Source organism: Mycobacterium sp. E3298, from assembly GCF_001666895.1.
Lineage (GTDB): Bacteria > Actinomycetota > Actinomycetes > Mycobacteriales > Mycobacteriaceae > Mycobacterium.
Window position 1 is genome coordinate 1 of sequence record NZ_LZJB01000103.1, and the last position, 3,625, is coordinate 3,625.

Sequence of the window (3,625 nt, forward strand, 5' to 3'; positions counted from 1 at the left end):
CCAGATCGTTGACGTCGTCCATCGCGCCCACGGCGGGCCGTTCCGCACCCTCCGGCGTCTCGAACATCCGGGCCAGCGGCGGCGCGGGCGCGTTCTCCTGCGGCTTCACCGGGACGGTGCCGCCGAGCATTTGGATGGTCCGGTACACCACCACGTGCCGGGCGCGACGTTCGGCGACCGCGCGGCACGCCGACATCACCGGGCTGAGCAAGCCGCCGGTGCCGAAGCCGGATCCGCAATCGGCCGCTTCGATCCGCAGTTGGGCGTTGACCTCTGCGGCGGGGGTGTCGCCCAGCGTCGCGATGCCGTCGATGTCGGCGGGGGCCAAGCCGGCGTCTTCGATGGCGGACCGCACCGCCTCCATGGTCAGGTCCACGCCCGCGATGCCGGTGCGCCGGCCGATCCGCGAGATGCCGATGCCGGACAGGATCGCGTCCTTCTCGAATTGCGTCATGCACACCGCCCGTCAGACCATCGAATCAATTGAGTGTACTGTATTCGTCGTGCCGGACGAGCCGCTGCTCATCGAATACTGCGAGGACTGCGCGCGCTGGGTGCATCCGCCTGCCGGCGAATGCCGCACGTGCAAAGCCCCGCTGGTCGCCCGGCCCGTCTCCGGGCGTGGCACCGTGTTCACCTTTACGGTGAACCACCACCCGTACAACCCGGAGATCCCGGTTCCGTACGTGATCGCCATCGTCGAACTCGCCGAACAAGAGGGCCTGCGGGTGGCCGCCAATGTCGTTGACTGCGAACCCGATTCGGTCACGTGCGGTATGCCCGTCGCGATCCGGCCGGACAGGGGCAGCGGCGGGGCTCCGCTGTTCGCACCCACCTGAGCGGAGCAGCTAGTTGATCAGCGGGTCGCGCGGCATGCCGAGGATCCGCTCGGCGATCTGATTGCGGGTGACTTCCGAGGTGCCGCCGGCGATCGCCATGCCGCGTGCGCCCATCGCCAGCCTGCCCACCACCGCACCGGGGCCATCCATGAGTGCGACCTCCGGGCCGGCCAGCACCGCCCAGATCGCGGCCCCGTCGACCATGTGCTCGGCCAGCTTCAGCTTGGTGATGTTGCCTTCCGGGCCGGGCCCGGCCCCCTCGACGCTGCGGGCCGCGCGACGCAGGTTCAGCAGCCGCAGCGCATGGTCGTCGGCGAGGAAGGATCCGATCCGGACCGGCGCTCCCGCCAGGCGGTCCGACTGCTGCGCGAGCTGGACCAGGGTGGGCGCCAATCCCTCGTAGAACGACCCGCTGCCGCCGATGCTGACCCGCTCGTTGCCGAGCGTCGCCCGGGCGACGGTCCAGCCGGAGTTGGGCGCCCCGACGACGTCCTCGTCGGGGACGAAGACGTCGTTGAAGAAGACCTCGTTGAACTCCGAGCCGCCGGTGATCTGCCGCAGCGGGCGCACCTCGACGCCCGGGCCCTTCATGTCGATGATGACGGTGGTGATGCCGGCGTGCTTGGGGGCGTCCGGATCGGTGCGCACGGTGGCCAGGCCGCGCGCGCAGTACTGCGCGCCGCTGGTCCAGACCTTCTGCCCGTTGATCTTCCAACCGCCGTCCACCCGGGTGGCGCGGGTCTTGACGGACGCCGCGTCGGAGCCGGCCTCGGGCTCGGAGAACAGCTGGCACCAGATCTCTTCCTGGCGCAGCGCCTTCTCCACGAATCTTTCGATCTGCCAATCGGTTCCGTGCTGGATCAGGGTGAGGATCACCCAGCCGGTGATCGAGTAGTCGGGGCGCTTGATGCCGGCCGCGCGGAATTCCTCCTCGATGACCAGCTGCTCCACCGCGTCGGCGGCGCGACCCCAGGGCTTCGGCCAGTGCGGCATGACGTAGCCCGTCTCGATCAGCTTGTCGCGCTGCGCCGCTTTGTCCAGGGCGGCGATCTCGGCGGCGTCGGCGCGGATCCGGGTGCGCAGCTCCTCGGCCTCGGCAGGCAGGTCCAGGCTGTTCTCCCGTTTGGCGCCTGCGGCGGTGCGCTCGAAGACATCCCGGGCCGGCGCGTCACCGCCGAACAGCGCCGCAACCACCAGCGCGCGGCGCAGGTGCAGATGCGCGTCGTGCTCCCAGGTGAAGCCGATGCCGCCGTGCACCTGGATGTTCAGCTCGGCGTTGCGCGCATAGGCGGGGAACGCCAGGGCCGCCGCCACCGCGGCGGCGAGCCGGAACTGGTCCTCGTCCTCGGACGCCGCCCGCGAGGCGTCCCACACCGCGGCGACGCCCGATTCGGCCGCCACCAGCATGTTGGCGCAATGATGCTTCACCGCTTGGAATGTCGCGATGGTGCGCCCGAATTGCTGCCGCACCTTGGCATAGTCCACGGCGGCGTCGACGCAGTCCGTCGCGCCGCCCACCGCCTCGGCGGCCAACAACGTCCGGGCCCGGGCCAGCGCGGAAGCCCGCCCGCCGGTCAGGATGTCGTCGGCGCCGACGTTGACGTTCTCCAGGCGCACGCGTCCGGAACGCCGGGTCGGGTCGAAGTTGTTCGGCACCTCGACCGATACGCCGGCACGGTCACGCTCCAACAGCAGCACGTCCTCGCCTGCGGCGATCAGCAACAGCTCGGCCAGCCCGGCGCCCAGCACGATCCCGGCGTCACCGTCGGCGACGCCGTTCTTGAGGCGCACCTCCCCGTCCAGACCGATTCCAGCGGTGACGGTCCCGTCGATCAAGCCGGGCAGCAGCCGCGACTTCTGTTCGGCGCTGCCATCTTTGGCGATCACCGCCGACGCGATCACGGTCGGCACGAACGGCCCCGGCGCTACGGCCCGGCCGAGTTCTTCGACCACCACCACGAGTTCGGGCAGCCCGAAGCCGGATCCGCCGTGCTCGTCGTCGATGTGCAGGCCGAGCCAGCCCAGCTCGACCAGGTTCTGCCAGAACGCCGGCCGGGATTCCTCCGCGGCGTCGAGCAGCGAACGCGCCGCCCAACGGGCCTTCTGCGAGGTCAGGAACGCGCGGGCGACCCCGGCGAGTTCGCGGTGGTCGTCGGTCAGTGCGATACCCATGAGGGGCCCTCCTCGCTACCGGCTGGGTAGCCTGCCCCGCTTCGAGGGGAAGCGGGGCGGCTGCCTAAAGAGTGTACTTAATGCGGGGAGGGCGACCCGTGGGGGTGGCTACTTGGGCGCGAAGCGCTGGCCCGCGTCCAGCCGCAGGCACTGGCCGTTGAGCATCGGGTTCTCGACGATCGCCGCAACCAGCTTGGCGTACTCGATCGGCCGGCCGAGGCGCTTGGGGAAGGCGGCGTCCTTGGTGAGCGCCGACGCGAATTCGTCCGGAATCCCCTGCGTCAAACCGGTGGCGAACAGGCTCGGCGCGATCGCCAGCACCCGGATGCCCAGCGAGCCCAGGTCCCGGGCCATGGTCAGGCACATGCCGGCGACGCCGGCCTTGGCGGCGGTGTAGGCGACCTGCCCGATCTGCCCCTCGAACGCCGCGATCGACGCGGTGTTGATGATGACGCCGCGCTCCTCGTCCTCCGGCTCGTTCTTGGCCATGTGCGCGGCCGCGAGCCGGCTGATGTTGAAGGTGGCGATCAGGTTGAGGTCGATCACGGACTGGAAGGACTCGAGGTCGTGGGGACCGGACTTGGTCATCGTCCGCTTGGCGATGCCGCCACCCG

At 70.3% G+C, this 3,625-nt stretch carries 3 protein-coding genes and 1 pseudogene; 1 reads left to right on the forward strand and 3 read right to left on the reverse strand.

Annotation, left to right across the window (positions count from 1 at the left end; all coding sequences use genetic code 11):
* Positions 1 to 454 (reverse strand): annotated as a pseudogene (locus tag A9X05_RS04710) (thiolase family protein); the annotation flags it as partial.
* A 49-nt stretch (positions 455 to 503) separates the two neighbouring features.
* Between A9X05_RS04710 and A9X05_RS04715 the strand changes: the two are divergent.
* Complete coding sequence (locus A9X05_RS04715; RefSeq protein ID WP_067756617.1) at positions 504 to 839, forward strand: Zn-ribbon domain-containing OB-fold protein; 336 nt, start codon at positions 504 to 506, stop codon at positions 837 to 839.
* A gap of 9 nt (positions 840 to 848) precedes the next feature.
* Here A9X05_RS04715 and A9X05_RS04720 read toward each other — a convergent pair whose 3' ends face one another.
* Positions 849 to 3,011, reverse strand: coding sequence for an acyl-CoA dehydrogenase (locus A9X05_RS04720; RefSeq protein WP_067779579.1), 2,163 nt, complete (start codon positions 3,009 to 3,011; stop codon positions 849 to 851).
* Positions 3,012 to 3,119: 108 nt separating this feature from the next.
* Positions 3,120 to 3,625, reverse strand: a 506-nt coding sequence (locus A9X05_RS04725) for an SDR family NAD(P)-dependent oxidoreductase (protein WP_067779581.1), incomplete at its 5' end; no start/stop codon positions are given.